Source organism: Zhengella sp., from assembly GCF_041397485.1.
Classification (GTDB): domain Bacteria; phylum Pseudomonadota; class Alphaproteobacteria; order Rhizobiales; family Rhizobiaceae; genus Zhengella.
In genome coordinates, this window is the sequence record NZ_JAWKWO010000004.1 from 142,947 (window position 1) to 169,416 (window position 26,470).

Here is a 26,470-nt window from a genome sequence, read left to right on the forward strand (position 1 = left end):
GTCGGGAAACCTTTCACGGGGTTTCAGCAGGGCACCGAGGCGCCCTTGCGGGAATAGAAGAACCAGGTGATCGCCAGGCACACCACGTAGAACCAGAGGAAGCCCCACAATGCGCCGTTGGGCGCGCCCGTCATGGCGATCGAGGTGCCGTAGGCCTTGGGAATGAAGAAGGCGCCATAGGCCGCGATGGCCGAGGTGAAGGCGATGATGGCCGCGCTCTCGCGCTCGGCGACCTTCAGCGTGTTGGCATTGTCGGCACCCAGGATGCGCGGGATTTCCTTGCGCATGATCGAGGGGATCATCTGGAAGGTCGAGGCATTGCCGACGCCCGTCAGGAAGAACAGCGCCATGAAGCAGGCGAAGAAGCCCCAGAAGTTTCCGCCCTGGCCGTCAGCCGGCAGGAACTGGATGACGCCCCAAACGGCGATGATCATGCCGAGGAAGACCCAGAAGGTGACGCGGCCGCCGCCGAACTTGTCGGAAATCCAGCCGGTTGCCGCGCGCGACAGGGCGCCGACGAGCGGTCCGAGGAAGGCGTAGGACAGCGCGTTGACCTCCGGAAACTGCGTCTTCATCAGCAGCGGAAAGCCCGCCGAATAGCCGATGAACGAGCCGAACGTGCCGGTGTAGAGGATGCACATGACCCAGTTGTGGAAGCGTTTGAGGATCGAAAGCTGGTCACCGAGCGAGGCCTTGGCATCGGCAATGTCGTTCATGCCGAACCAGGACGCGATGGCGGCAACGGCGATGAAGGGCACCCAGATGAAGCCGGCGTTCTGCAGCCACAGCTTCGAGCCGTCTTCCAGCACCTGCGCTTCGCCGCCGATGGAGCCGAAAACGCCCATGGTGATCACCAGCGGCACGGTGAACTGCATCACCGACACGCCGAGATTGCCCAGGCCCGCATTGAGCGCCAGCGCATTGCCCTTGGTCTTCTTGGGGTAGAAATAGGCGATATTGGCCATGGAGGAGGCGAAATTGCCGCCGCCAAAGCCGCACAGCAGGGCCAGCACCAGGAAGGTGGTGTAGGACGTGTCCGGGTTCTGGATGGCGAAGCCGATGCCCAGCGCCGGCAGCAGCAGCGAAGCGGTGGAAATGGCCGTCCAGCGCCGCCCGCCGAAGATCGGGATCATGAAGGAATAGAAGATGCGCAGCGTGGCGCCGGACAGGCCCGGCAGCGCGGCCAGCCAGAAGCGCTGGTCGACCGAGAAATCGAAGCCGATGGCCGGCATGCGGGCGACGACCACGGACCACACCATCCAGACAGAAAAGGCCAGCAGAAGCGCCGGGATCGAGATCCACAGGTTGCGGGTTGCAATGGCACGGCCGGAAGTGTCCCAGAACCCGGTGTCTTCAGGACGCCAGTCGTGCAGGACGGGGCCGCGGGCTGCGGCGGAAGCTGAGTTTGCCATGGGAACCTCCCTTGATGGCAGAAGGGTGAGTAGGGATGGGGGCAGGCCACGCACGGGCCTGCCGGATCGGTGTCATTCGGCCGGTTCGGCCTTTTTCGTCTTGTGCTGCTCGATGATCGCGAGGCCCGTCTCGAACTCCTTCATGGCCTTGTCGGCACGGGCCCGCAGCGTCTCGATATTGGCCGCAACGAAGTTGGCCTTTTCCTCGGCCTCCTGTTCCGGGCTGAAGCGCACGAAGAAGGCCAGGAAGGAAGCGGCGGTGACGACCATCCCCATGATGAGGAAGGCATCCGGCCACTCGATCGCGCCCTTGAAGAGGAAGCCCGCTGTCACCGCGCCGGCATTGCCGCCGGCGCCCACGACACCGGCAACCGCGCCGAGCGCCTTCTTGTTGATGAAGGGAACGACGGAATAGGTGGCGCCTTCGGCCATCTGGGTGAAGAGCGAGAAGATGATTAGCGAAGGCAGCGCCAGATAGAGCACGTTCATGCGGGAGAACAGCATCAGCGCCAGGCCTTCGCAGAACAGGCAGACGAAGAGCCAGAAGGCGCGGCCGCGAAGGCCCCAGAGCGCACCGTAGTTGTCGCCGAAAATGCCGCCGAGCGTGCGCGCGAAAATGTTCATCAGGCCGAAGGAGGCCGCCATCAGGCCGGCTTCCACCAGGCCCAGGTCGAAATAGTCGGCAAAGTAGAGAGCGGCGGTGTTGTTGACGGTCAGCTCGATGCCGAAACAGGCGCCGTAGATGACGAAGAGCATCCACACCCGGCTGTCGCCCAGCGCCTTGAGATAGTTGCCGTTGACGGTCTTCTTCTCCGGCATCAGGCCACGGGCGCGCAGATCGGAGAAGTTGCCGTCCGGCGCATCCTGCGTCCAGAAGTAATAGGCGATGCCGGTCACGAAGATGGCCGCGCCGACGACCATCATCGACATGCGCCAGCCGAGCGCCTCGGAAAACCCGAAGCCGACCACGAAGACCGAGAAGATCAGCGGCATGACGAACTGCGTGACGCCGCCCCCCAGATTGCCCCAGCCCGCCGAGGTGGCATTGGCCTGCCCGACCACGTTGGGCGCGAACATGACCGAGGTATGGTATTGCGTGATGACAAAGGAAGCGCCGATCGCCCCGATCATCAGCCGGAAGATGAGAAAGGTCTGGAAGTCGTCCGCCAGGCCGATGCCCATGACCGGCAGCGCGCCCAGCATCAGCAGGCCCGTATAGGTCAGGCGCGGGCCGATCCGGTCGCACAGCCAGCCGATCAGCAGCCGCGCGAAAATGGTTGCGGCCACCGATGCGATGATCGTCCAGCCGACCTGTTCCTTGGTAAGCGCCAGTTCGTCGCGCACGACCTTCATCAGCGGCGCGATGCCGAACCAGGCAAAGAAGCACAGGAAGAACGCGAACCACGTCATGTGGAACGTGCGGATCTGCACCATCGTCACCTTGAAGAAATTTCCCCAAAGGCTGGTGGCCTTGTTCTGGAGTTCCATAGGATTTCCCCGCCTTGCGTTTGAAACGGATGCCGCCGGATTGCGGCTCCCCCTTGCGTTGCATTAGGGAATGGTCGATCTGGTGGGATCTTGGGGTTGACCTAGGTCAACTGCCGGGTGAAGTGACAGCGAAACAAGGTGCCGCGCAGCAGCGGTCGCGCCTTGCCAGGCAACATGTCAGGATTGACCTCGAAATTCCCGCCATGCAAACCTGCCGCTAATCAATGAATGTCTTGATAATGATCAAGGAGGCCCCGAGTGCGAAGTTCCGACATTCCCGAGATCAGGTCGCTTCGCCTGTTTGAGAGCATGTCGGATCTGGCCTTCGAATCCCTCATGCAGGCGGCTTATCTCCAGACCTTCCCTGCACAGCTCGACCTGATCCGCGAAGGCGATCCGGCCGATTTTCTCTATGTCCTGACCGAGGGCTGCGTAGAAATGTACGCCCGCACCGGGCAGCGCGAGACGACAATGGGCATGGTCTGGCCGGTCGGCGCCTTCATCCTGGCCGCCGTTCTCAAGGACGCCGTGAACCTGATGTCGGCCCGTACGGTCCAGAAATCCCGGCTCCTGCTCATCCCGGCCTCCAATGTCCGTGCCGCATTCGAAGCCGATGAAAAGTTTGCCCGCGCCATAGTGAGCGAGCTGGCATCCTGCTTCCGCGAGGTCGTGAAGGACCAGAAGGATCTGAAGCTGCGCTCGTCGGTGGAACGCCTTGCCAACAGGCTGATCCGCTTCGACCGCGAGCAGGGCGCATCCGGGGCATTCGAGCTTGCCTACGACAAGCGCACGCTGGCGTCGCATCTGGGCATGACGCCGGAAAACCTGTCGCGCGCCTTCAATACGCTCAAGCCCTATGGGGTGCAGGTGGACGGCTCGAAGGTCAGCCTGACCGACATGAAGAGCCTCAAGGGTCTGGCCAAGCCCGACCCGCTGATCGATGACCGCGACACCTGACTCCGTTCGCCCCGGCGAAGGCGCTCAGGTCAGCCGCAATCCCTCGTCCTTGGCCTTGTGATCCGGCTCGACATGAATGGAGATGCGCGCACCGGGAACCGCCGCGCGCAGGCCCGTTTCGATGCGGTCGCAGATGGCGTGGCTTTCCTCCACCGTCATCCCGGAATCGACGATCAGATGGAATTCGATGAATGTCGCCGGACCCGCCGCGCGCGTGCGGATGTCATGCACCTCGATGGCGCCTTTCGCATTGGCTCGGATCACCGTCTCGATGCGCTCGGCCTCCTCACCCTCCACCGCCCGGTCCATCAGGCCGTCGACGGATTCGGAAATGACATGCCAGCCCTCGCGCAGGATGTTGAGGGCCACCAGGATGGCCAGTATCGGGTCCAGCAGGTAAAGGCCTGTCGCCAGCGCCAGCACAAGACCCGCCAGAACCCCGGCGGAAGTGACGACATCCGCCATGACATGCTTGCCATCGGCCACAAGCGCCGGCGACCGGTTCTCGCGACCGGCGCGGATGAGAATGGTGGCGAACACCCCGTTGATGATGGCGGCAAGCAAGTTGATCGCAAGCCCCGGCCCGGGCGCGTCGATCTTGTAAACCCCGTCCAGAAGGGCGTTCACCGCCTCATGCACGATCAGAAGCGCGGCGACCGCGATCAGGATGCCCTCCAGCACGGCAGAGAAATATTCCGCCTTGTGATGGCCGTAGGGATGGCCGCTATCGGCCGGCTTGGCGGCATAGCGCACCGCCATGAACGCCGCCGCGGCGGCGATGACGTTGACGATGCTTTCCAGCGCGTCGGAATAAAGCGCGACCGAGCCGGTCAGCCACCAGGCCAGGAATTTCAGCCCCATGACGCCGAGCGCGACCGCAATCGACATCCCGGCCAGGAAGCGGACTTTGGAAGATGGGGTAGCCATGGTCGAACTCCGTTCCGGAAGCTGTGGCGCAGTGTGGAATCAACTTGCGGGACCCTCACATGAACCACTAACATCGGCCGATCAACCCTGTCCGGATGACGAAGGAATGACCGACCACAACGATGAGGCCATGGCCTCGCTTCCGCCCGTCTGGCTCCTCGTCCTTGTGCAGGCGGTCGTTTCGGCGGCAAGCCTCGTGGTGGAGATCGTTGCCGGCCGCATGCTGGCGCCCTGGCTCGGCATGTCCCTCTATACATGGACGTCGATCATCGCCGTCGTCCTCGCCGGTTTCTCCGTCGGCCACTGGGTCGGCGGCATATTCGCCGGATGGCGAATGCGCAGCGCCCTGGCGGCAACGGCATGGGCGTTGGCAGGGGCAGCGCTTACCAGCGGCATTGCCGTCTTCCTGTTGCGTTGGCTGGCTGCGCCGGCAATTGCGGCGCTGGACAATCCGCTGGCCGCCATCATCGTGCTGACCATGCTGGCTTTCTTCCTGCCCTCCTTCTTCGCCGGAATTCCGGCCCCTGTCCTCACACAGGTCGCGGTGAAAGCAGCGCCGGCTCGCTCCGGCCGGGCATTGGGCGCCATGTTCGCTGCCGGCGCCTTCGGCGCGATTGGCGGAACCCTGGCCGCGGGCTTCATCTTCATTTCATGGCTGGGCACGACAGCGACACTGGCCATCATTGCCTGTCTCTATTCCGTCCTGGCTGCGATCCTGTTTCTGCACGCAGGCCGCATGGCGGCGCACAGCGGCGCGATGACCGCCCTCGTGCTCGTCATCTGCGTGCTCCCCACAACCGGCTCGCTCGCCCTGCCGGACCCATGCCTCAGCGAAAGCCGCTATTTCTGCATTCGCGTCGAGGACGTGTCCGCCGACACCGGCGAGCCGACCCGGCTGATGGTGCTGGATCACCTCGCCCATGGCGTCTCCGTCCGCGATACCCCGGCGCGCATGGTCACGCCCCATGCCGCGCTGCTGGATGCGCTGCCGCGTGCCCGTTTCGAGGGCAAGCCCTTCTCGGCCTTCTTCATTGGCGGCGGTTCCTTCACCATTCCCCGTGCCTGGGCCGCCAGCGGCATTTCCGCTGACATGACGATCGCGGAAATCGATCCGGAAGTCACACGCATCGCCACCGAGCATTTCTGGTTCGATCCCGCCACCGCCCGCGTGCTGGACATGGATGCGCGTCTGGCGCTGAACGCCGCCAACCGCACATTCGACGTGATTGTCGGCGACGCGTTCACCGACATCGCGGTGCCCGCACATCTGGTGACGCGCGAATTCTTTGCGCTCGTCCGCGAGCGGCTGTCGGAAGATGGCATCTACGTGATGAATGTCGTGGATCATCTCGACCGCATGCGCGCACTCGCCGCCATGGCGCGCACGTTGAAATCGGTCTTTCCGGTGGTCGAGGTCTGGGCCGAAGCCACCCGTCCGGAACCGGGCGCCCGCGTCACATTCATCCTGCTGGCTGGCAAGAGCGAAACACCGGCGGCGCGCGTCACGGGCGCCCCGCCCGACTCCATGCAATTTGGCCGGCTTTCGGCCCGCGTCGTCGAGGCGCTCATCGAACGAACCGGCGTGCCGGTGATGACTGACGATCTGGCACCCATCGACCGGCTCATGGGCCGGCTGGATTGAAGCCCGTAGCGCAGGTCCGCCCGCCCTGCCTATTCCGGCTGGATCGACGACAGGTAGGCGATGATGTCTGTGATCTGCTGCGGCGTGGCCTCGAATTCGGGCATGTCCTCATGGCCGGTCACGATACCCTCGGCAAAGGCCTCTTCCAGCGCGTCGACCGGATAGCGTTCCGACAATTCGCGAAATGGCGGCGCGGCCGGATGTTTGCTGGCATCCGACGCACCCACGCCATGGCATTGCGCGCAATTGGTTTCCACAAGCGCCTTGCCGTGCTCCACATCCGCTTCCTGCGCCATGGCGGCAATCGTGCCCGGCGCCAGGATCACGAGCGCGGCGAAAGTTGCGATCACACCTCTCATGCTGCCCTCTCCTTCGCGCGGCGCGGCAGATGGGCCACCACATTCTCGATCATCCGCATGCCGGCATCGCCGCCAAGCGTCATGATCGATTCAGGATGGAACTGGACTGCCGCCACCGGCTCCCGTTCATGTTCGATCGCCATCACGATACCGTCATCGGTTTCCGCCGTCACGGCAAATTCGCGCGGCAAACGCACCGGATCGGCAAAGATCGAATGGTAGCGTCCGACCGTGACCTCGCGCGGCAGGCCCGAAAAGATCACACCCTGCGTGGAGACGCGGATGCGCGACGGCTTGCCGTGCATCGGCACATGCAACTGCCGGAGTTCCCCGCCATAGGCTTCCGCCAGCGCTTGCAGGCCGAGACAAACGCCAAACATGGGCAGGTTTCGCGCGCGTGCCTTGTCGATCGTCGCCTTGCAGTCGAAATCAGACGGCGAGCCGGGTCCGGGCGACAGCACGACGAGATCGGGATTGACCCGCTCGAACACCGCCTCGGCGACAGGCGAGCGCACCGTCGTCACGCTCGCGCCGGTCTGGCGGAAGTAATTGGCCAGCGTGTGGACGAAACTGTCCTCGTGGTCGACGAGCAGGATCTTCACACCCTCGCCCACCCGCGCCGTCTGGCGTTGTTCGGCAGCCGCATTGCCGGTGCCCGCCTCGCGGATTGCCGCCAGCATGGCGGAAGCCTTCAGCTCGGTCTCCGCCTCTTCCTCTTCGGGCACCGAATCGTAGAGCAGCGTGGCGCCGGCGCGCACCTGCGCCACCCCGTCGAGAATGCGGATCGTGCGCAATGTCAGTCCGGTATTGAGATCGCCATTGAAATGGACCATGCCCACCGCGCCGCCATACCAGGCGCGGGGGCTCTTCTCATGGTTCTCGATGAAGCGCATGGCCCACAGCTTCGGCGCGCCGGTCACCGTCACCGCCCATGCATGCGACAGGAACCCGTCGAAGGCATCCATGTCCTCGCGCAGCCGGCCCTCGATATGGTCGACCGTGTGGATGAGCCGCGAATACATCTCGATCTGCCGCCGCCCGATGACCCGCACGGAACCGGGCTCGCACACCCGGCTCTTGTCGTTGCGGTCCACGTCGGAGCACATCGTCAGTTCTGCCTCGTCCTTCTTGGAATTGAGCAGCTTGAGGATCTGCTCACTGTCGGCAATGGCGTCCTCGCCGCGCCGGATCGTGCCCGAGATCGGGCAGGTTTCGATGCGCCGGCCGCTGACCCGCACGAACATCTCGGGCGAAGCGCCGATCAGGTATTCGCGCTGGCCCAGATTGATGAAGAAGGAATAGGGCGACGGGTTGATGGCCTTCAGGCGGCGGGCGATTTCCGAAGGCTGGCTCTCGCAGCGTTCATAGAACATCTGGCCGGGCACCACCTCGAACAGGTCGCCGCGCTTGAAGCTCTCCTTGGCTTTCTCCACAAGGCGCGAATATTCGCCGGGTTCGTGGTCCGCACGCGGCGGCACCGTGTCGCTGCGCTGGAACGGCTCGGCCTGCGAATCGCGCGCGATGCCGGCCGTGTCGAACCCCGCGCCCGTGAACTCATAGCGGTCTTTCCACGCTTCCGCCGAGTAGTGGTCGACCACGAGGATTTCGTCGGGCAGGTAAAGCACGAGATCGCGCTGGCTGTCCGGCCGCTCCAGCTTGAACGCCACCGGATCGAACTGGAAGCACAGATCGTAACCGAACGCGCCGTAGAGCCCCAGATTGGGATCGTCGTGGCTCTTGAACAGCGCCACGATGGCCCGCAGCACGGTAAAGACCGAAGGCACACGCGACCGCTCTTCCTCGGTGAACACCCGGTCCGGCTCCGCCACCTGAAGGGTCGCCAGGCGCTGCGTCACGGGCCCCATGGCAACGTCGTCGAGCCCGGACAGGCAAGCCACGATGGCCGGCAGCATCGCTTCGCCGCGGCGGTTGAGCGCCTCGATTTCCATGGCCCGCCCGCGCGCCGAGACCACCAGCGGCGGATCGATGATGGCCGTGTCCCAGCGCGTGTAGCGGCCCGGGTATTCGTAGTTGGAGGAAAACAACGCCCCGCGCCGGCTGTCGAGAGCCTCGACATAGGCCTCGATGGCGCCTTCATAGGGCGTGGAATGGCGCGTGCGGGTGATCGTGATGCCGCCTTCGGTGATGAAGGCCTCAGAGCCGCCGGGCAATTTGGTGGGGGTCATTCTCGTCTCACTCCGTTGTCCCGCCGGACGGAGATCCGGGAGACCTCGCGCATATGAAAAAGGCCGCCCGGAGGGTTCCGTCGCGGCCGTTGTTCCTATGACACACGCATGCGCGTGCGGGCCGCCTCAGCAGCCGCGCCACCAACCTTTGCAAAGAGCGATGCCCGTGTTCATGGGAAATGTCATTAGATTGTTTTTCGCATGGATGCAACGCCCGCGTTTGAGGGAACTTGAGCATCCCGTGGCGAAGCTCTAGGAAGAGGCGATCCCGCTCAGGAGCCGCCCATGCGCCCGCCACGCACTGCCCCGAACAATCCCAAGGCGATGAAGGCCCTGCGCCAGCAGGACATGCTGCGCCGCGCCCATCAGCTTAACCTGACGGGCCGCGCCTTCGAGGCGGAGCGCATCGCCCGCCAGGTGCTGGACGAAACACCGTCCAATGCCGAGGCCCTGTTCCTGATGGGCCTGCTGCACTTCAATGCCCGCCTGCATGAGGAGGCCCGCGGCTTTCTGGAAAAGGCGTTGCGCAAGGCGCCTTCCGACGCCCGCGCCCATGCCAAGCTGGCCGAGACGCTGGTGATCCTGGGGCTGGGCGACAAGGCCTTGCAACACCTGGCCAAGGCCGTGCGCCTTCAGCCCGGCTTCACGCCCTTCATCGCCCAATATGCCAATCTACTGGCCGACAATGGCCGTCGCGACGAGGCGCTGGACCTGCTTGCAAAGGCCCGCCGGAAGGCGCCGGACGATCCCGCGCTGCTGGTCGCCTTCGGCCATGTTCACCGCTTCACCGGTTCCGAGCCTGAAATCGCGGCGCTGGAAAGGCTGGCCGCAAAGCCCGGTCTCGATCCGCAGACGCGCTTTCGCGCGGGCGCTGCCCTGTCGCGCGCCCTGGACCAGGCCGGGCGCCATGAAGCCGCACTGGCCGCGATGGTGGAGGCCCGCGCCCGGATCCCGCCCTTCGATCTGGCGAATTTCCAGGCGCAGGTTGCGGCACGCAAGGCCTTTTTCACGCCATCGTTCATTGCAGCGAAGGCCAGGCTGGGATCGCAGAGCCAGAGGCCGGTTTTCATCGTCGGCATGCCACGTTCGGGCACCAGTCTCGTCGAACAGGTCATCGCCAGCCATCCGCTGGCCTTCGGCGCCGGCGAGTTGCCGGATATGGGCCTGCTGATCAATGACATCGTGCCGCAGGCCGGCACCTTCGAGGCCCAGATGGACGTGCTGCGCCACCTCGATGCCCCGACGGCCGAAGCCATGGCCACGCGCTATCTGGGGCACTTGCAGGCGATGGACGGCAAGGCGGCCCGCGTCACCGACAAGATGCCGCAGAATTTCCTGGAACTCGGCCTCATCGCCATCCTGTTTCCCCAGGCAGCCATCATCCACTGCCGCCGTGACGCCGCTGACACCTGCACCTCCTGCTTCCTGTCCGGCCTGTCGATGCACCATGGCTACACCCGCGATCTCGCCACGCTCGGTGCATATTGGCGAGGCTATGCCGCCATCATGGATCATTTCACCCATGTCCTTGGCGACCGCATCCTGCATGTCGACTACGAGACGCTGGTCACCGAACCGGAACCGGGCGCCCGTGCCATCGTCGCCCATTGCGGCCTCGAATGGGACAATGCTTGTCTGGAATTTTGGAAAACGGAACGCAGGGTCTCCACGCTGTCGCGCGAACAGGTACGCCAGCCGGTCTACACCACCTCGCTGGGTCGCTGGCGGCGCTACGGGCCGGGCCTGCAACCTCTGCTCGACGCCATTGCCGCCGACGCATAGCACCCTGACCGGCAGGCGGCACCGCTGACGAGGATTGCCGCCCGCCTGCGCCACGGCCTTCCCGAAGAATTGTCTGCCTATGGAAAAAGGAAGCCCGGACCGGGCGGATGGTCCGGGCTTCCAGTCCCGCCATGAGCGGGCCACAGGAGGACCGGGGTAAGCAGGGGAAACCCGGAACCTGTGAAGGGTGACGCTGTTTGGTTGCGTCTTGTTGTTTTATATACCATGGATTGTGTTTGTAAAGGGGTTGTGCGGAGTCATCTCGCCACATGGTTGCAGTCACGTGCCCGGCCGGATCGCCGCTGCCCAAACCTGCCTGCTACACCGCCATCAGCCGCTCCAGGTGTTTTGCCCGTTCCTGCACAGCGGCAAGTTGATAATGGCCTTCCATTGCCCGTTCGCACCGGTCCAGGGCGATTTTCGCATGGCGGCGCACCGCTTCCACATAGCGCGGGTCGCTGTGCTTCCGGCCGATGGCGAACAAGGCCTCCAGCGCGCGGAAGATGTGGATCTGCACTTCCGCGATACTGGCGCCATCGCGTCCGACCGGCAGGAAGAAGTCGTCGAACAGTTCGTCCAGCCGGATGGGCGGCACATGCACGCGGTTGAACAGCACGTCCTTGCCGTGGTTGTTGCGTCCCCAGATGGACAGGATGTTGACCACCCGCCCGATGATCTGGATTGCCGTACCGGGATCGTTGATGCCCGGCGACAAGGCCCGGGACGCGATCTCGCCCATGGCGATGAGGCCGAGTCGCGGGTCCTGCGAGAAGGAGCGGTCATGGCCCATGGTGATGGCATTGCGCACGGCCTTGTCGATCCGCTCGTCCGGCGGGCCCGAGACACGGGCCAGCGGCTGGCCGGTATGGACATAGCTGCCCGGCAGCACCAGCAGGTAGACACGCCGTTCCTTGCCCGCCGTTTCCTGCAGGGCCTCCATGTCGATATGAAGCACATGGGCGATGCGGTCGGTCTCCACCGGCCAGGCGTCGCCCGGAATGCCGGTCTGCGGATCGGCAAGACCGATACCGCCGAGATAGGGCCGCTCCCGGCGCATGGACATGGCATCGTTCGCTGCCTTTTCCACCCGCCGGATCACCTCGTCGAGCCGCCCGAAGGAAAGCAGGAAGTCGATCCAGCGCAACAGCGTCATCACCAGCAGCACAACGACGAGAATGGTGACCAGGAACAGCACCACGCGGCCCGATTCGCCGTAAATGCCCGTTTTCAGCAGGATCAGCCCTGCAAGGCTGAAGATGAAGGCGCCGACGAAAGTGGACAGCATGTTCTGCACCGCCGTGTCGTCCTGCAGCAGGGCCGTGGCCCGTGGCGTCGCTGTGGTGGCGGCGGTGGCAAATGCCTGCACCACGGTGGAGAGCGAAAAGGTCGTCACCGCCAGCATCGAGGAAGCGATGATGGTCAGGATGCTGCCAACAGCATCCGCGCCAAGCGTCAGGACGAGGTTTTCCGGAATATAATCCTTGAGCAGGATGGCCAGCACGGCGCTGGCAACGGAAAGCGCCGAAATGACGCCGGCGCGAAGGAAGAGACGGCGGCTCATCTGGCGCAGAATCCACTGCCAGCGGGTCATGATCATGCGCCTTCCCTCTCCCTTGCTTCAGGTATTCCTGATCAAGGAGGATGGGACCGCAAGGGCCCCAAGGCAAGGTGCAGCCGCGCCGATAGCCCTGCTGCGGGAAAGGAAAGGCCCGCCGCGGCAGGCGCGGCGGGCTCGACGAACGCGCCCAACAAGGAAGGCGCAGCGGGCGCGACGAACGCGCCCGAACGGACGGCGGCGTATCAGAACAGGCCTTCGATGAAGCCTTCGTCATTGAAGCGGATATGCTCTGCCGAAGGCACCTTGGGCAGGCCCGGCATTGTCATGATCTCGCCGCAGATGGCCACGACGAACCCGGCCCCGGCCGAAAGCCGCACTTCGCGCACCGGCACGACATGGTCGGTCGGCGCGCCCCGCAGGTTGGGATCGGTGGAGAAGGAATATTGCGTCTTGGCCATGCAGACCGGCAGATTGCCGTAACCGTCGGCTTCCCAGCGCTTCAACTGTTCGCGGATCGCCTTGTCCGCGATGGCTTCTGAAACTGCGATGGATGCGCCGCATCACCGTGTCGATCTTGTCGAACAGACCCATCTCGTCGCTGTAGAGGGGCGCGAATTGCGACAGGCCGGATTCGGCCAGGTCCACCACCTTGTGCGCCAGTTCCTCGATGCCGGCAGAGCCTTCCGCCCAATGGCGGCACAGGATGCAGTTTCGGCCCCCATCGATGCGACATAGGCCTTCACCGCCTGATTTCCGTAATCCGTATCACCGGCGAAATGCTGATCGCCACGACCGCAGGCACGCCGAACTGCTTCACGTTTTCCACATGTCGGCCGAGATTGGCGCAGCCCTTCTGCACCGCCGCCACGTTCTCGGCACCCAGATCGTCCTTCTTCACGCCGCCGTTCATCTTGATGGCGCGGATCGTCGCCACGATCACGGCAGCAGCCGGCTTCAACCCGCCCTTGCGGCACTTGATGTCGAAGAACTTCTCCGCGCCCAGATCCGCCCCGAAACCGGCTTCCGTGACCACGTAGTCGGCCAGCTTCAGCGCGGTCTTCGTTGCCACCAGCGAGTTGCAGCCATGCGCGATATTGGCAAGGCCTGCCATGCACGAAGGCCGGATTGTTTTCCAGCGTCTGCACGAGATTGGGCTGCATGGCGTCCTTCAGCAGCACCGCCATCGCACCATCGGCCTTCAGGTCGCGGGCGCGGATGGCCGTCCGTCGCGCGCAGGGCAACGATGATACGCCCGGGCCGGGCGCTCCAGGTCGGCAAGGTCGGAGGCGAGGCACAGGATGGCCATCACTTCCGAAGCGACCGTGATGTCGAGCCGGTCTCGCGCGGATAGCCGCGCGACACCGCCCAGCGGGCTGACGATCTGGCGCAGCGCCCGGTCGTTCATGTCCATCACGCGCCGCCAGGCGACGCGCCGGGTGTCGATCTCCAGCTTGTTGCCCCAGGTGCAGATGTGGTTGTCGATCATCGCCGAGAGCAGGCTGTGCGCCGCCGTGATCGGCGTGGAAATCGCCGGTGAAGTGGAGGTTCATGTCCTCCATCGGCACGACCTGCGCATAACCGCCGCCAGCCGCGCCGCCCTTCACGCCAAAACAGGGGCCGAGCGAGGCTTCGCGAATGCAGATCGCGGCCTTCTTGCCGATCCGGTTGAGACCGTCGCCGAGACCGACAGGTCGCGGCCCTGCCCTCGCCGGCCGGCGTCGGGTTGATGGCGGTCACGAGAGAATGAGCTTGCCGTTCGCGCTCGCCGAGCGAGGCGCGTGATGAAATCGGCGGAGATTTTCGCCTTGTCATGGCCGTAGGGCAGCAGATGCTCGCCCGGAATGGGTTAGGCCTGGCGCCGATCTCCTGGATCGGCTTCTTGACGCTGCGCGCGCGATTTCGATGTTCGACTTGAATTCGCCATGCCAGTTCCTCCCGAAGGGCTTGAGGAATTGAACAGGCCGCAAACAAGCCATGCAAAGGCACGGTCCCGCTTGCCTGTTTCAGCCACTCCCTACGCCGTTCGCGACACGGCTGCGGCGCAGCGGAGGATCAGCGATCGAGAATGCACGCATTCGTCATGTTGGCGCGCACGCGCAGCAGGTAGAAGCCCATCGTGGCCAGGTGAGGGCATGATGAAGGCCGATCTCGGTGCCGCTGGAAATGATCCATGGCCGCATGTCGAGCGCGGCGCAATTGTTGGTCCGCCTCCGCTCAGGTCCGGCTCAGGCCGTTCGTTGACGATGGCCTGGAAAATCGCTCTGCGCGCCGGCCAGCGATGTTGAGCGCATAGAGCTGGCCATAGGCGAACCAGAAGCGGTCATCGGTACCGGCGTACCAGAACCAGCTGGGCATCGACAGTTCGATCTGGTCGCGCAGGATGTCCGAGGTCGAGCCGATGGCATTGGTCATCGTGTCGAGGAAGCGCAGCGTGCTGTCGGCGCGCGGGTCGAACGTGGCATCGCAGCTTGCCAGCCTTGGTTGAAGGCACGCGATTGCCTGGCACCGGCGGTCCGGTAGGCCGTGGCGTGGGAGCGATGAAATAGGGCGCCTGCGTCGTGGACAAAATATGTCTTCCTTGAAGAGGTTCTGGCGGGCGTCCGCAGCTCTGGTCGATCTGGGATGTGCCGCGCACGCGGTCATACGGTCGACCAGTTCGAACGATGCGCCGCAGATCTCGTTGATGCCAAGCTGAAGCGCCGCCTTGTTGGTCAAAGAACGGGTATATTTCCAGTCCATGCCGAACAGAGCCTTACTGAGCCAGCATGGAGGGTATCCAGGCGTCTGCTGACATTGAAGTCGGTATTGAATCCGCCAGTCACTTCCACGATGGAGGAGACACCGCAGGCATTGGTCTGCCCTGCGACGGATCGCCCGGCAATGTCTTGCGTTCGGCGAAATCATAGGCGGCCACGCGGTCTGGATCGAAATTGGTCCAGACCTGTGTCTGCACCATGAAATAGGCGTAGAAGGCGCACGAGCGGCAACCACAATGCTGACGACGGGTCTTGACGATCCAGCCCTTGCGCAGCCACCAGCGCCCGAGCCACAGGAAGCGGCCAGAGCAGCCAGCTGATGACGATGCTGATGCCGCGTCCGATCCACTGGAAGACCATCGTGAAAAGTGATGATCGGGTCGATCATGGCCGCTCCCCTCAATCCTTGAGCCCGTAGAGGTTGAGCCGGAAGCCCGCCTTGTCTTTCAGATATAGCCAGCGTCTCAACAACGGCTTCGCGCCATGTCCGAAAACCTGAATAGTCGTCATAGAAGCCCTGCTTGTTGAAGACGTGCGCGAGACGAAATCGAAACGCACGAAATCCGAGATCAGCCGGTTGGTCAGCCAGGCATCCGGATGGTCCGGTTTGGCGCGCACGACCAGGAAGCGCTTGTCCGGCTCCACCCGCCCGATATCCAGCCGCCTGGTTTGCGTGACGGCGCGTTTGGCCGCCATCAGGAAGGGATAGTCTTCAGGTTGATGAGATCGGCATAGCGGTGCATCCACGCCTGCACCCAGACCTGATCGGACCGCGTCAGGTTCTTTTCCGGCTCGAGCTGGTGGCGAGCTGGCGCACCTTCATCTGCGCGCGATGCTCCAGGTAGTTCGATCCCTCCAGCCACGGCGGCTCCGCGGCAGATCCCGAGCTGCCCGGTCTCCGCCAGGAACCGGAAAAATCCGCCTGTGGTCGTCAAGCGACAGGTAGGACACCTGCCAGGGTCGCGAACGGCGGAAACCCGGCGCGTCCGGATGGGCGATCACCGTCGTCATGCGCTCGTCGATGAAAACGTAGAGCCCGCCGAAGTGACTGGTCCAGAAGGCATTGTGGCGGAACACGACCTTGTCCGGCACCAACGCGTTCTCGCGGATGTCGCCGGTGACCTTCGCCAGGTCCACCATCTCTTGCAGCATGGTATTGTCACGCCAGGCATCCGGTTCGGTCTTCAGCCGGTCGACCAGTTCGCGCAATTGCGCCGCCTTGCCGACAACGTCTTCCGCCGACAGGACGCGGAACTGTACCTGGTTGATCGAAAGCAGGTCTTCCACGTCATCGACGAAGGACACCGAATCCTCGATCTCGCCGAAGATCACATCCTTGATCGTCAGCGCATTGATGGCGCGGGCATTGGACTGCATGAACTCGAACATGAGCTGCGAGGTGTTGGAAAAGCGCGTATGAAATCCACCGGCAGGTCACGCTGCGCCGGCGTCAGGATGATGAAGCGCCGGTTGATGCCATTGGGGTCGAGATAGTCGAAATCGCCCAGTTCTTCGGCCACCTGCGGCGAAAAGCCGGTTCGGTCGATGTCGAACGAGGTCAGCTTGGTCTGGGCAAGACCGAAGGCCTTGAGCGCCTTGTTGCGCGCGCGATCAGGTGCGGTCGCCGATCGGCAGCAGCCGCCTGTAGACTGCCCGGAATCGACCAGGCGTTTCATGATCCGGCCCACACCCCACGTGCCTTCATGTCCTCGATCTCGCGCAGCGCGCCCGCTCGCGCAGCTCTGGTCGCGCACGAGCTGGTGACACCGCCGCCTTCGTCGGCCCGGTCGGAATAGCGGAACTCGCTGTCGGCATAGCGTTGATCTCCTGCATCACCATGGCCAAGGTCGAAGGGCCCGCGTACCCTCGATCATCGCCTTCTTCTCGTCGTAGGACTTGTGCAGAAGGTTTCCGGCGCCTCGAACCAGTCGTCCGGCAGGTCGATATCCATGGCCCGCATCTTGATGGCATCGGTGATGTTCTTGATCGCACGGCCGGTGAAGCGCGGCTCCGCCTGCTTGATCATGTGCAGGTAGGCGCCGATATCGGCCATGGTCTTCGGCGCGCCATGGTCATTGAGAAGCGGTCATGCACCTTGCGCAGGCCCTTCTTCGGCGTTGCATGCTCCTCATAGGCCACCGCGACGGCTTCGCGTGATCCTGCTGGTGGGCAAACAGGTCGTGCTCGCCGAGCGGGATCGCGTGGTTCTTGCCCGCCAGAGCACGAAGATGTCGACATAATCCTCCAGCGTCTGCGGTCCATCCACCAGCCAGCGTGGGCGCCGGCGCGCTGGCGCAGCGCATCGTCCACGTTTTCCGGATAGTTGGAAACAGCAACGAGCAGTTTCCATGCGTCAACCGTCGATGCTCCGGCGCAAAAGGCGCCCGCTGAGCACCCTGGTGATCTCGTGCTGCCCGCTTGCGCCCGGTCGTCTGAACGGCGCGCCGCGACCTGGTCGATATCGTCCAATGTCTGAAGCTGATGCAGCGCGGATTGAGCACGTTGTCGATGAAGGCCTGTAGTTCTGGCCGGATCGGCCCTGGTAGGAGGAAACTGGTCGACGCCGAAATTCTCGTAATGGAACGGCAACCGGCCACCTGGGCGTAGTCGTTGATGAGCTCCATGGCTGCCGTCTGGATCAGGATCGTCTTGCCTGTGGTGCTCCGGCAGCGCCGTCGCTGATGAATGGAACAGAAGCCGCCGAAAACCATGTGAAGGTTCATCTGCCGGTCGAAATCATAGGCCATCAGCACCTTGGCCAGCCGCATCGCCTGGTACTTGGCGATGTGGTTGCCGATGATCTCGTTCGGCTTCTTGAACGTCATCACCAGTGGCTTGCGCTGTGCCCGGCAGCACATCGAAGCCGCTGCTTGAGCGAAATCGTCGCGGCCTCGATGCGCAGATGCACGTCCTCGAACGCGGCCAAGGCCGGTGAATCGGCTCCTTGGTGCGCGATCAGCCCTCCAGCGCCACGCGGCAAAGCCCTTGCCCGCGCCGTCATCACGGCGTCGTCAGCCGCCCCGCGATCGCCTGGTCGAGGCCCGAAACCATGGCTTTCAGCGCGTCCTGCGCCAAGTCGAACAGGAAATCCGGTTCTTCCACGTCATTGGCCGGTTCAGTCCGTGCTTTCGATGAGTTGCGCCGCAGGTATGAGGCGAAGGCGGAAGGCCGCGACATAGGCCTGCGCGTTCGCGGCGGTGCCGGAACTCGGTCGCATCGGCCCCTTCGAGAGGCGCCCGCCGGTTTTGTGCCTCCGCAGGCTTTCCAGCGCGGATCCCTGCGCGAAAACACGCTAACGCCAGCGCGATGGCGAGCTCCCGCCGCGCCCGAAGAGCAGCGTAGCGGCGGGAATGGACAGAAAGTTGCCCGCCCTTGCCGATGGCCTGGATCGTGGTGTCAGTTCATCCTCGCGGGTGCGCGTCGCGCCGCCCCTGTCGATGTAGGAAACGAAGCGCCGGGCCTGTGCTCCGCCAGCGCCGCGGCGAACGCCCGTCGCCATCCTCCATCACCACCATGCGGGTGACGAAGCTCTGCGCCGTGGCCAGATGCCTGGCGACATCGTCCTCGTGGATCGTGGTCAGGCCGGTATCCATGGGCAGTGTCCCTGCATTCCGCGCAAGGCCGCGCGTTCAAACATCGCTCACCACCCGCCCGCCGGCGATGCAGGCACGGTATAGCCGCCGAAGATCGTGTGCGCCTCGCCTGCCGCATAGAGCGCCTGGTAGGCCCTCGTGCGGCAGCAGGGCATGCTTTTCATAGGCCGAGACGCCGGTGCGCCGCCTCCAGGTCATCCGTGTCGATCAGGAATTCCTGCCGCGCCGGTGTGGACGACCAGGCCGCGCGCGCCGGGCACTTCCGCCTTGGACTGTACCTCCCGCACGGTCCATGTCAAAGAGCCAGGCATTTTCCCGGCCTGAACACTTTCGAAAGCACGTCGGAAACGATGGAATTGTTTTCCGTGATCCCGGCCGAATAGAACGGTCCCAGCACGATACGCCGCAATTGCTTGGGATGCAGCGCGGGGAAATCCTTGTCCAGATTGGTCGCAATGGTTGCCGGAGACAGCGAATAGGCAGAATTGCGCGCGCAGAAATCGTCGAAGGCATGGGCCAGTTCCGGGTTGAGCAGGCCCTCGACCGGCAGCGGAACGGGAACATCCTTGCGCAGCTTGCCCTTGCGGTCTACCAGATCGCGCACCATGGCGTCCGAACTGTCCTCCACCGCCGCCATGTAGACCAGCGGCAGGTTTGCCGTGCCGTCGAACGCCCCCCAGTGGACGAGGTAGTAGGGCCGCATCGCCTTCGGGTTGACAGAGACGCGAACCGTGCGCGGCAGCACCAGCGGCGAAAACACCTGCCCGTCCTTCAGGCTTTCCAGGTAAAGACGCTCCGCCATGGCCTGCTGCAAGGCCGTCGGCATGGCCTTGTGGCGCAGGATGAAATCCGCCATCTCGGCGCGCAATTCATCGCCTTGGGGGATGGCGGCCAGGCGCTCGGCCGCCTTCGCCTTGTCGTTTTCCAGTTCCAGAACGTTCTGGAACACCGGATAGCCGCTTTCCGCCCGGCTGATCCGGAACCGGTCGGCAAAACCCAGCCGGTTGCGCCAGCAGGAAAAGGACGCTTCCAGACGGGCCAGGTATTCCACCAGCACTTCCGCCACGATGCCATGCCGGTAAAGCGGCGAGGCATCGTCGCGCAGGAACGTGTCCAGTCCCCCCAGTGCCGCGTGGATGGCGGTGAAATAGCGTTCGGCGGGCGTGTCTGCGAGATCGGCCATGGCCTGGGCAATCCTCGCCGGCTCAGCCCTGTTTCACGTAGTCGGCGGCATTGTGCTTGCGCATCACCTCTTCGAAGCGCCGCGCAAAATCCTCGTCGGCCAGTTTCTTGCGGCGCTGGATGTCGGCGGTCACGACCATGTTCTTCTCATGCATTTCCAGCAGGTCGCCGATGTGCTTCTGCGCCGCCGCGCCGATGCCGGCCATGGTCTCCTCCGCGGTATTGTCGACCTGGCTGCCCAGCGTGTTGATCTTGTGCGCGACGTCCTGCTGCGCCGCCGTCTTCAGCGAATCCTCCAGCGCCTTGTAGAGCACGATGCGCTGTTCGGTATCGATGGTCAGCTTGTTGATCAGCGTCTGCTGCGCGGCCTTCTGGTTGTTGAGCGAATCGACGAAGGTCTGGAACATCGAGGTGTAGCGCTCCAGCGTCTGGCTCTCGGCCAGCAGCTCCTGCTCCTTCGCCTGCGCCTCGTTGTATTCGGTTGCCAGCCGCGAGCGCTCGCTCTCCAGTTCCGTGCGGGTCTTCTGGTCGGTCGAGGCCGCAATGCGGTTTTCCACGTCAAGCAGCATGGGGTTGAGTTCCATGATCCGCTTCTGGGTTTCCTCCAGCCGCGCCATTGCATCCCCGCGCCGGTCCAGGACCTTTTTCAGGCTGGCTTCGGACGTATCGTATCGGCTGTCGAGCACCTGCTTCTGGTTCTTGAGGATGCCGACGATCGTATCCGACTTGGAGAGAAGTTCCTGCAGGTTTCCGGCCAGCGACATGTTGCGCACGCGCTCGGTGCGCATGCGCTGCATGTTCTGCTTGGAGAAGATGCCGATGAACTTTTCCCAGCCGGTATAGTTCTTCATGCTCTCGAATTCGGAGCCGAATATATTGGTCGCGTCCTCCAGCCCGATGATGAGATCGGCGATATTGGCTTCCATCGTCTTCTGCTGCTGGATCACGTCCTTGATCCGCGCGTTCTCGATATCGAAATCCGCCTCGCCGATCCTGGCATCCGCGGTTGCGAATTTTTCCAGGATGACGCCGGATTGCTCGATCTTGGAGCGCATGCTTTCGACCTGCTGCCGGGTGCGCTCGATCTCCGCATCGAAATTCTGAAGCTGGGCCATTCTCTATCCCCTCAAGCCTGGCAGATGCCGCGATTGAACTGACTATAGGTACGGCCCCTTGCGATTGAAAGACTGCCGCAATGTGAACGCAAAAGAAAAGGCGGGGCTGAACGCCCCGCCCGTGATCGTCGTCACATGCACATGAACCGGATCAGTTCGGGTCTTCGAGGTAGGCGATCAGGTTGGCGATGTCTTCGTCCTTCTTGAGGCCGGCAAACGCCATCTTGTTGTTCGGCACGTAGTCCTTCGGGTCCTTCATGTAGGCCGCGATGGTCTCCTCGTTCCAGACGAGACCTTCCTCGCCCTTCGCCTTCATGCTGTCGGAATACTTGAAGCCTTCCACCGTTCCGGCAGTCCGCCCGATAACGCCATCGAGATGCGGGCCGACCTTGTTCTTGCCCTTGACGTCATGGCAGGCGCGGCACTTGTTGAACACCTTCTTGCCGGCCTTGGCGTCACCTTCGGCATGGGCCGGGACAGCCAGCGCGGTCATGGCGGCGACAACGGAAAGGCCGAGCGCGGTACGAAACTTCATGATGTCCTCCTTGCGGGATTGAATGGTCGTCCTTCGGCGGGAACCATACACAAATCGGCCCGCAATGACATGAGACATTTTGGCAGTATCGGCGGTTTTTTCCCGCAAGAATTGAAGAAACTGCTTGATGACCGCGTGCCTAGCGCCCGGCGAAGCCGATCATGTCCTCGGCCTGCCAGCGCCCCATTTCCTCTTCCCAATGGCGGCGGCACAGCGAAACGTAGCGCTCCTCCCCGCCGATGACCACCTGCGCGCCTTCTCGCACGATCTTTCCGTCAGGCCCCAGGCGGACCACCATCGAAGCCTTTCGCCCGCACCGGCAGATCGTGCGCACTTCCCGCAAGTCGTCTGCGATGGCGAGCAATTCGCGCGAGCCGGGAAACAGCTCCCCGCGGAAGTCCGTCCGCAACCCGTAGGCCATCACCGGCACGTCCAGCTGGTCGGCCACCCGGGCAAGTTGCCAGACCTGCTCCCGGTCGAGGAACTGCGCCTCGTCCACGAAGACGCAATGCAGCGCGCCGTGGTCCTCCAGCCGCTGGCGCACCCGCTCGAAAAGATCCTCGCCCGCGAAGAACTGCCCGGCATCCTTGGCAAGCCCGATGCGCGATGCGATCCGTCCGATACCGGCCCTGTCGTCCAGCCTGGCAGTGAACAGCATCACCTCCATGCCGCGCTCCTGGTAATTGTGCGCAGCCTGCAGCAGCAGCGTCGACTTGCCGGCATTCATCGCCGAATAGTGAAAATAGAGTTTGGCCATGGCGCCTGCTTCTATGGGCTTCCGATCATTCCGTCCACATAGGCTTCCACCATTGCCTGGGCGGTGCCAGCACCTTTCGGCACGGCACCGAGCGCGGCGCGGATATACAGCCCGTCGATCATCGCGGAGACACCTTCGGCGATCTCGCCCGCCCGCTTGCCAGCGATAGGGCGCAGGGCCGCCATGAGGTTGGAGCGAAGCCGCCGGTGATAGGCCGACAGGAGCCGCCGCGCGGGCTCCGATCCCTGCGCGTGGACATAGAAGACCAGCCAGGCCGACACGGTTTCGGCCCGGAACTGCTCCGGCGCCAGCGACGCCGCGATGATGGCCGAGATCCGCTCCCGCGGGCTTGCCGCCACCGCCAGCGCCTGGCGCACTGCCGCTCCGTAGTCGGAGAGCAGATGCCGCATGGCCGCCAGCAGCAGCGCTTCCTTGGAACCGAAATAGTGATGCGCCAGCCCCTGGCTGACCCCGGCATGACGCGCGATCTGGCTGATGGTGACGTCGAGCGAGCCCTTGTCGTGAATGGCTGCGATGGCTGCCTCGATGAGGCTCTTTCGGCGGATGGGCTCCATGCCGACCTTGGGCATGTCATGTGTCCTTCCCTGGCGCTTCGTTGAACAGCGGTTCAACAAAGCCTTGCAAATCGCGCACGAATGTGGCGGTCTTGGAAAAAACTTAACCGGGCGCGCGCGCTTCTGTAATAGTGCGCGTCATCAATGAACAGGAAATGGGAGAGCCTTCATGCGAATGATCCTCGCCGCGGCACTTTTTGCTGCCAGCGCCGCCACAGCCCCTGCCCTTGCCGCCGAGCCGGAAAGCTGCGCCACCGTGCGCTTCTCCGATGTCGGCTGGACGGACATCACGGCGACCACCGCCGCCACAACGGAAGTGCTCAGGGCGCTGGGCTACGAACCGGATATCAAGGTCCTGTCCGTGCCGGTCACCTACGCATCCATGAAGAACAAGGACATCGACGTTTTCCTTGGCAACTGGATGCCCACCATGGAAGGCGACATCAAGGCCTATCGCGAGGAAGGCAGCGTCGACACGGTGCGCGAAAACCTTGAAGGGGCGAAATACACGCTCGCCACCAACAAGGCCGGCGCCGGCCTCGGCATCAAGGATTTCGCCGACATCGCCAAGAACAAGGACGCGCTCGACGGCAAGATCTACGGCATCGAGCCGGGCAATGACGGCAACAGGCTCATCCTCGACATGATCGAAAAGGACGCCTTCGGCCTGTCGGGCTTCGAAGTGGTGGAATCTTCCGAACAGGGCATGCTGGCCCAGGTCGGCCGCGCGACCAAGCGCGATGAGCCCATCGTCTTCCTCGGCTGGGAACCCCATCCGATGAACGCCAATTACGAGATGACATACCTGACCGGCGGCGACGATTTCTTCGGCCCCGATCTCGGTGGCGCCACGGTCTATACCAATACCCGCGCCGGCTATGTCGATGAATGCCCCAATGTCGGCCAGTTGCTCAAGAACCTGAAGTTCTCGCTTGCGATGGAGAACCAGATCATGGGCGCCATCCTCGACGAGGGCAAGGATCCGGCCGCTGCGGCAACGAGCTGGATGAAGGCCAACCCGGATACGGTCATGGGCTGGCTGGACGGCGTCACCACGAAGGACGGCGGCGATGCCGAAGCCGCTGTGAAGGATGCGCTCGGCCTGTAATCGCTCACGGGGCCCGGCCGGCGCCGGGCCCGTTTCTTCTGTCCCGGGGCAAGGGGTCGCATGGAATTCCTGACCGACAACAAGATTCCGGTCGGCCGCACCGCCCGCACGGTCGTCGACTGGATGACCGATCACCTCGGCTGGTTCTTCGACGGGTTCGCGCAGATCATGGAGTTCCTGATCGACGCGCTGCTGGGCGTCATGTCCTGGCCACATCCGCTCGTTGTCACGCTGCTTTTCGCCGCGCTTGCCTATGCCCTGCGCCGCTCCTTTTCCGTGGCCGCGCTGACGGCGGCGGGTTTTCTCTTCATCATCAACCAGGGCTACTGGGACGAGACCCTCGAAACGCTCACGCTCGTGATCTCGTCGTGCATCCTGTGCATGGGACTGGGTGTTCCGATCGGTATTGCCGCCGCCCACCGGCCACGGCTCTACGCCGCGCTGCGCCCGCTGCTGGACCTGATGCAGACCCTGCCGACCTTCGTCTATCTCATTCCCGCCATCGTCTTTTTCGGCATAGGCATGGTGCCGGGCCTCATCGCGACAGCCATATTCGTCCTGCCCGCGCCGATCCGCCTCACCCATCTGGGCGTGTCGTCCACGCCACCGCAACTTCTGGAGGCAGGCCTCGCCTTCGGCGCCTCGCGCCGGCAGCTTCTCTGGAAGATCGAACTGCCCTGGGCGGCGCCCCAGATCATGGCAGGTCTCACCCAGACGATCATGCTGTCGCTGTCCATGGTCGTCATCGCCGCCCTGGTCGGCGCCGACGGTCTCGGTGTGCCCGTGGTGCGCGCCCTCAACACCGTGAACACCGCGCTCGGCTTCGAGGCCGGTTTCGTCATTGTCGTGGTCGCCATCCTGCTCGACCGCATGTTCCGCGCCGGGCGAGAGAAATGAGCGATCATCCAGCCATCCGCATCGAAAACGTCTGCATCATGTTCGGGGACAAGCCCGATCAGGCCCTGAGCCTGGCCGATCAGGGCATGAGCCGGGCCGACATTCAGCAACGCACCGGCCAGGTGCTCGGCGTGCATGACTGTTCCCTCGACATTGCCGAGGGCGAAATCCTCGTCCTCATGGGTCTTTCCGGTTCGGGAAAGTCAACGCTGCTGCGCGCCATCAACCGGCTCAACCCCATCACCCGCGGCGAGGTGACGATCTGGTGCGGCGGCGAGCCGAGACAGGTGCGCGCGGCAGGCGAAAGGAGCCTGCGCGAGATCCGCTCCAGCCACGTTTCCATGGTGTTCCAGCAATTCGGCCTTTTGCCCTGGCGCAGCGTGGCTGCCAATGTCGGACTTGGCCTTGAACTGTCCGGACTGGCAAAGGCAGAGCGCGAGGCCATGGTGCGCGAACAGCTCGAACTCGTCGGCCTGTCCGCATGGGCCGACCGCCGCGTCGAGGAATTGTCGGGCGGCATGCAGCAGCGCGTGGGCCTGGCCCGCGCCTTCGCCACCGGCGCGCCCATCCTGCTGATGGACGAGCCCTTCTCCGCGCTCGATCCGCTGATCCGTAACCGCCTTCAGGACGAACTGCTCGACCTTCAGGGCCGGCTGAGAAAGACCATCGTCTTCGTCAGCCATGATCTCGACGAGGCCATGAAGATCGGCAGCCGCATCGCCATCATGGAGGGCGGGCGCATCATCCAGTGCGGCACACCGCAGGAAATCCTGTTGCAGCCGGCCAATGACTACGTTTCGGACTTCGTCGCCCACATGAACCCGGTCTCGGTGCTGCGCGCCCGCGACGTCATGCGTCCCGGCGTCAGCCGGTCCGGCCAGTCGGCGGCCGGAACGGTGACCGCCGATACCGGGCTGCGCGACCTGATCGACCTGGCAGCCCACCGTCGCGGCACGTTCGGCGTCGTCGAACGCGGCAAGATCATCGGCGAGGTCGACGCCGAGGCCATCGTCTCCGCCATCGCCCGCTACCAGCGATCGGACAGTGCCAGCCAGAACGGCGCGCCGGCCGCGCCTCACCGTCCCAGATAGAAGCCGCGGAACTCCTTGACGGTCGACAGGCTCAGATGGGTCTTCATCTGGGAAACCGACGGGATTTCCGACAGCCGGTTGCGATAGAGCGACTCGTATTCCGACGTGTTGCGCGCCGCCACGCGCACCAGGTAATCGGACTCGCCCGATATCAGGTGGCATTCCAGGATTTCCGGCATCCGCTTGATCGCCTCCTCGAAAGCGTGGATGTCGGCCTTGCGCTGGCTCACCAGCTTGACCTCTATGAACACCTGGATTTCCAGCCCCACTTTCCGTCGGTCCAGCCGCGCCGCGTAATAGGCAATGATGCCCTTCGCCTCCATCGCGCGCACCCGCCGGTGACAGGCCGACAAGGACAGGCCGACGGCTTCGGAGAGCCGCGCCATCGACATCTGCCCGTCATCCTGCAAGCAAGAAAGTATCTTCTGATCAAACTCATCCATGAAAAATTTTCCCGATTATTACTTTTACAAGAGTCATTTTTCCGAAAATTTCCCGATACGCAAGAAAATAAGGGAACCTTTCACCCTCAACATTCGGCACAATTCTT

17 protein-coding genes and 5 pseudogenes are annotated in these 26,470 nt (G+C 63.6%); 6 read left to right on the forward strand and 16 right to left on the reverse strand.

The window, feature by feature from the left end; all coding sequences use genetic code 11:
- Positions 1 to 23 precede the first annotated feature (23 nt).
- Positions 24 to 1,382 (reverse strand): annotated as a pseudogene (locus R3D65_RS13215) (NarK family nitrate/nitrite MFS transporter); the annotation flags it as partial.
- A gap of 102 nt (positions 1,383 to 1,484) precedes the next feature.
- Positions 1,485 to 2,900 carry an MFS transporter gene (locus tag R3D65_RS13220; protein ID WP_371275716.1) on the reverse strand — a complete coding sequence of 472 codons (1,416 nt, stop codon included), beginning with the start codon at positions 2,898 to 2,900 and terminating at the stop codon, positions 1,485 to 1,487.
- A 258-nt stretch (positions 2,901 to 3,158) separates the two neighbouring features.
- Between R3D65_RS13220 and R3D65_RS13225 the strand changes: the two genes are divergently transcribed.
- Positions 3,159 to 3,857: a helix-turn-helix domain-containing protein gene (locus R3D65_RS13225; protein WP_371275717.1), complete on the forward strand. Its 699-nt coding sequence runs from the start codon at positions 3,159 to 3,161 to the stop codon at positions 3,855 to 3,857.
- 24 nt (positions 3,858 to 3,881) lie between these two features.
- Here R3D65_RS13225 and R3D65_RS13230 read toward each other — a convergent pair whose 3' ends face one another.
- Complete coding sequence (locus R3D65_RS13230) at positions 3,882 to 4,784, reverse strand: cation diffusion facilitator family transporter (RefSeq protein WP_371275718.1); 903 nt, start codon at positions 4,782 to 4,784, stop codon at positions 3,882 to 3,884.
- Between the two features lie 106 nt (positions 4,785 to 4,890).
- On the opposite strand from R3D65_RS13230, the gene R3D65_RS13235 reads away from it, so the two are divergent.
- Complete coding sequence (locus R3D65_RS13235) at positions 4,891 to 6,426, forward strand: fused MFS/spermidine synthase (protein ID WP_371275719.1); 1,536 nt, start codon at positions 4,891 to 4,893, stop codon at positions 6,424 to 6,426.
- A gap of 29 nt (positions 6,427 to 6,455) precedes the next feature.
- On the opposite strand, the gene R3D65_RS13240 is transcribed toward R3D65_RS13235, so the two are convergent.
- Complete coding sequence (locus R3D65_RS13240) at positions 6,456 to 6,785, reverse strand: cytochrome c (RefSeq protein WP_371275721.1); 330 nt, start codon at positions 6,783 to 6,785, stop codon at positions 6,456 to 6,458.
- Complete coding sequence (locus tag R3D65_RS13245; protein WP_371275722.1) at positions 6,782 to 8,971, reverse strand: anthranilate synthase; 2,190 nt, start codon at positions 8,969 to 8,971, stop codon at positions 6,782 to 6,784. The genes R3D65_RS13240 and R3D65_RS13245 overlap by 4 nt, the downstream gene beginning before the upstream one ends.
- Before the next feature lie 285 nt (positions 8,972 to 9,256).
- Here R3D65_RS13245 and R3D65_RS13250 point away from each other — a divergent pair, with 285 nt between their 5' ends.
- Positions 9,257 to 10,753: a sulfotransferase gene (locus R3D65_RS13250; protein WP_371275723.1), complete on the forward strand. Its 1,497-nt coding sequence runs from the start codon at positions 9,257 to 9,259 to the stop codon at positions 10,751 to 10,753.
- Between the two features lie 319 nt (positions 10,754 to 11,072).
- Here R3D65_RS13250 and R3D65_RS13255 read toward each other — a convergent pair whose 3' ends face one another.
- The 10 genes and pseudogenes from R3D65_RS13255 to betI all read right to left on the reverse strand — a co-directional run bounded on the left by R3D65_RS13255 (position 11,073) and on the right by betI (position 22,839).
- Positions 11,073 to 12,350: a DUF2254 domain-containing protein gene (locus R3D65_RS13255; RefSeq protein WP_371275724.1), complete on the reverse strand. Its 1,278-nt coding sequence runs from the start codon at positions 12,348 to 12,350 to the stop codon at positions 11,073 to 11,075.
- Positions 12,351 to 12,553: 203 nt separating this feature from the next.
- Positions 12,554 to 14,287, reverse strand: a pseudogene (locus tag R3D65_RS13260) (formate--tetrahydrofolate ligase).
- Positions 14,288 to 14,525: 238 nt separating this feature from the next.
- Positions 14,526 to 15,050 carry a hypothetical protein gene (locus R3D65_RS13265; RefSeq protein ID WP_371275725.1) on the reverse strand — a complete coding sequence of 175 codons (525 nt, stop codon included), beginning with the start codon at positions 15,048 to 15,050 and terminating at the stop codon, positions 14,526 to 14,528.
- 416 nt (positions 15,051 to 15,466) lie between these two features.
- Positions 15,467 to 16,705 (reverse strand): annotated as a pseudogene (locus R3D65_RS13270) (DUF6638 family protein).
- A gap of 34 nt (positions 16,706 to 16,739) precedes the next feature.
- A pseudogene (locus R3D65_RS13275) lies at positions 16,740 to 18,666 on the reverse strand (AAA family ATPase).
- A 30-nt stretch (positions 18,667 to 18,696) separates the two neighbouring features.
- Positions 18,697 to 19,843: pseudogene (locus R3D65_RS13280) on the reverse strand (hypothetical protein).
- Positions 19,844 to 19,865: 22 nt separating this feature from the next.
- Entirely contained in the window at positions 19,866 to 20,957 is a 1,092-nt protein-coding gene (locus tag R3D65_RS13285; protein WP_371275726.1) for a hypothetical protein, read from the reverse strand.
- A 151-nt stretch (positions 20,958 to 21,108) separates the two neighbouring features.
- Complete coding sequence (locus tag R3D65_RS13290) at positions 21,109 to 21,492, reverse strand: cytochrome c family protein (protein ID WP_371275727.1); 384 nt, start codon at positions 21,490 to 21,492, stop codon at positions 21,109 to 21,111.
- A 139-nt stretch (positions 21,493 to 21,631) separates the two neighbouring features.
- The gene (locus R3D65_RS13295) at positions 21,632 to 22,249 is read right to left on the reverse strand and encodes a thymidine kinase (RefSeq protein ID WP_371275728.1); all 618 of its coding nucleotides are present in this window, start codon (positions 22,247 to 22,249) and stop codon (positions 21,632 to 21,634) included.
- Positions 22,250 to 22,260: 11 nt separating this feature from the next.
- Positions 22,261 to 22,839: a transcriptional regulator BetI gene (gene betI / locus R3D65_RS13300; RefSeq protein WP_371275729.1), complete on the reverse strand. Its 579-nt coding sequence runs from the start codon at positions 22,837 to 22,839 to the stop codon at positions 22,261 to 22,263.
- Positions 22,840 to 22,993: 154 nt separating this feature from the next.
- Here betI and R3D65_RS13305 point away from each other — a divergent pair, with 154 nt between their 5' ends.
- From R3D65_RS13305 to choV, 3 genes are read left to right on the forward strand one after another with little or no spacing between them, the layout of a single operon-like run.
- The gene (locus tag R3D65_RS13305) at positions 22,994 to 23,932 is read left to right on the forward strand and encodes a choline ABC transporter substrate-binding protein (protein WP_371275730.1); all 939 of its coding nucleotides are present in this window, start codon (positions 22,994 to 22,996) and stop codon (positions 23,930 to 23,932) included.
- Between the two features lie 60 nt (positions 23,933 to 23,992).
- Positions 23,993 to 24,829: a choline ABC transporter permease subunit gene (gene choW / locus R3D65_RS13310; RefSeq protein WP_371275731.1), complete on the forward strand. Its 837-nt coding sequence runs from the start codon at positions 23,993 to 23,995 to the stop codon at positions 24,827 to 24,829.
- Positions 24,826 to 25,920 carry a choline ABC transporter ATP-binding protein gene (gene choV, locus R3D65_RS13315; protein WP_371275732.1) on the forward strand — a complete coding sequence of 365 codons (1,095 nt, stop codon included), beginning with the start codon at positions 24,826 to 24,828 and terminating at the stop codon, positions 25,918 to 25,920. The genes choW and choV overlap by 4 nt, the downstream gene beginning before the upstream one ends.
- Here the strand turns inward: choV and R3D65_RS13320 are convergent.
- Positions 25,905 to 26,363 (reverse strand): Lrp/AsnC family transcriptional regulator, encoded by a 459-nt coding sequence (locus R3D65_RS13320; RefSeq protein WP_371275733.1) that lies wholly within the window; start codon positions 26,361 to 26,363, stop codon positions 25,905 to 25,907. The two genes, choV and R3D65_RS13320, sit on opposite strands and share 16 nt — an antisense overlap.
- Between the last annotated feature and the right edge of the window lie 107 nt (positions 26,364 to 26,470).

Bases quoted from the DNA above. Each gene is read 5' to 3' on its own strand.
- R3D65_RS13250 (WP_371275723.1), top strand. From the start codon at position 9,257: ATGCGCCCGCCACGCACTGCCCCGAACAATCCCAAGGCGATGAAGGCC.
- R3D65_RS13285 (WP_371275726.1), bottom strand. From the start codon at position 20,957: ATGGCCCAGCTTCAGAATTTCGATGCGGAGATCGAGCGCACCCGGCAG.
- R3D65_RS13295 (WP_371275728.1), bottom strand. From the start codon at position 22,249: ATGGCCAAACTCTATTTTCACTATTCGGCGATGAATGCCGGCAAGTCG.
- R3D65_RS13290 (WP_371275727.1), bottom strand. From the start codon at position 21,492: ATGAAGTTTCGTACCGCGCTCGGCCTTTCCGTTGTCGCCGCCATGACC.
- R3D65_RS13245 (WP_371275722.1), bottom strand. From the start codon at position 8,971: ATGACCCCCACCAAATTGCCCGGCGGCTCTGAGGCCTTCATCACCGAA.
- R3D65_RS13265 (WP_371275725.1), bottom strand. From the start codon at position 15,050: ATGGACTGGAAATATACCCGTTCTTTGACCAACAAGGCGGCGCTTCAG.
- betI (WP_371275729.1), bottom strand. From the start codon at position 22,839: ATGCCCAAGGTCGGCATGGAGCCCATCCGCCGAAAGAGCCTCATCGAG.
- choV (WP_371275732.1), top strand. From the start codon at position 24,826: ATGAGCGATCATCCAGCCATCCGCATCGAAAACGTCTGCATCATGTTC.
- R3D65_RS13255 (WP_371275724.1), bottom strand. From the start codon at position 12,350: ATGATCATGACCCGCTGGCAGTGGATTCTGCGCCAGATGAGCCGCCGT.
- R3D65_RS13230 (WP_371275718.1), bottom strand. From the start codon at position 4,784: ATGGCTACCCCATCTTCCAAAGTCCGCTTCCTGGCCGGGATGTCGATT.
- R3D65_RS13305 (WP_371275730.1), top strand. From the start codon at position 22,994: ATGCGAATGATCCTCGCCGCGGCACTTTTTGCTGCCAGCGCCGCCACA.
- R3D65_RS13240 (WP_371275721.1), bottom strand. From the start codon at position 6,785: ATGAGAGGTGTGATCGCAACTTTCGCCGCGCTCGTGATCCTGGCGCCG.
- R3D65_RS13235 (WP_371275719.1), top strand. From the start codon at position 4,891: ATGACCGACCACAACGATGAGGCCATGGCCTCGCTTCCGCCCGTCTGG.
- choW (WP_371275731.1), top strand. From the start codon at position 23,993: ATGGAATTCCTGACCGACAACAAGATTCCGGTCGGCCGCACCGCCCGC.
- R3D65_RS13320 (WP_371275733.1), bottom strand. From the start codon at position 26,363: ATGGATGAGTTTGATCAGAAGATACTTTCTTGCTTGCAGGATGACGGG.
- R3D65_RS13220 (WP_371275716.1), bottom strand. From the start codon at position 2,900: ATGGAACTCCAGAACAAGGCCACCAGCCTTTGGGGAAATTTCTTCAAG.